We start from the raw sequence: 1057 nt of genomic DNA on the forward strand, positions 1-1057 counted from the left end.
GCCGCTTTCTGTGCAGCTTTTCGAAATTGAACAGGGCTTTTCCAATTCAATTTCTGTTTCATCCGGTGATTGTTGTAGTAATAGATATAGTCATCGATCGCCGTTTTTAGTTCATCAAAACTGTGATAGGTTTCCCCATGAAAGATTTCTTGTTTTAGAAGACTGAAGAAGTTCTCCATGATTGAATTATCTAAACAATTTCCTTTGCGAGACATACTTTGAAAGATTTTCTGTTTCTTTAGTTTTTGCCGATAGGACTTCATTTGATAAGCCCAACCTTGATCCGAATGGAAGGTGCGACGATAGGGGCAATCAGCCGTGATCGCGATGGCTTCTTCTAAACCTTCCATAATTGCCAAGGCATTCGGCTTTTCTGAAATGCGGTACGAAAGAATCTCGCTATTATACATGTCCATGAACGGGTCTAGGTATAACTTTCTTTGTCGGATCACGCCTTTGGTATCTATTTCAAAATACTTGAATTCTGTTGTATCTGTCGTAATTTTTTGATGACAAATACTCGTATAAAAATGACGACGAATCCGGTTTTTCGCCACTTTTCCAATCTTTCCTCGATAAGAATTATAGCGACGTGATTTACGTGTGTAGGAACGGACTTCGATCCCTAGCTTTCGAATCAAACGTTGAACTTTCTTTTTATTGACATGAAATCCGCGATTTTTTAGTTCATTCGTCATTCGTAAACAGCCATAATTTTTGTGTTCTTTACGAATACGAAGCATTTCGGCTTCGATTCCTTGATCGGGATTGTCTCTGTCAAATCGTTTTTGCCAGTACATAAACGTCGCTTTAGGAAAGTTTAACGTCTCAAGAAGCTCAACTAATTTGAATGATCCTCGGAGGCTGTGGATGATTCGTGCGATTGATTCGTTCGTCTTTGTTGGGCTTCCTGTTTTCGCAGCTTCCTCAGCTCTTTTAAAAAGGCATTCTCAATCTGAAGGGAACGCACTTGTTTTTCTAATTCTTTAATACGGTCTCGTTCTTCCGGTGTTGACTCAATTGAACGCTTCTTTTTCTGTTCTTTTTTCTCAGCCAA

1 protein-coding gene and 1 pseudogene are annotated in these 1057 nt (G+C 39.3%); both read right to left on the reverse strand.

The genetic code is table 11. The features are described 5' to 3' along the window. On the reverse strand, window positions 1–884 hold an 884-nt coding region (locus tag RV13_RS20375; RefSeq protein ID WP_346218141.1), incomplete at its 3' end, for an IS3 family transposase. Further along, window positions 842–1057, reverse strand: a pseudogene (locus RV13_RS21460) (IS3 family transposase); the annotation flags it as partial. The pseudogene RV13_RS21460 and the gene RV13_RS20375, both read right to left, overlap by 43 nt.

This window comes from Enterococcus raffinosus (genome assembly GCF_001886185.1).
Classification (GTDB): domain Bacteria; phylum Bacillota; class Bacilli; order Lactobacillales; family Enterococcaceae; genus Enterococcus_A; species Enterococcus_A raffinosus.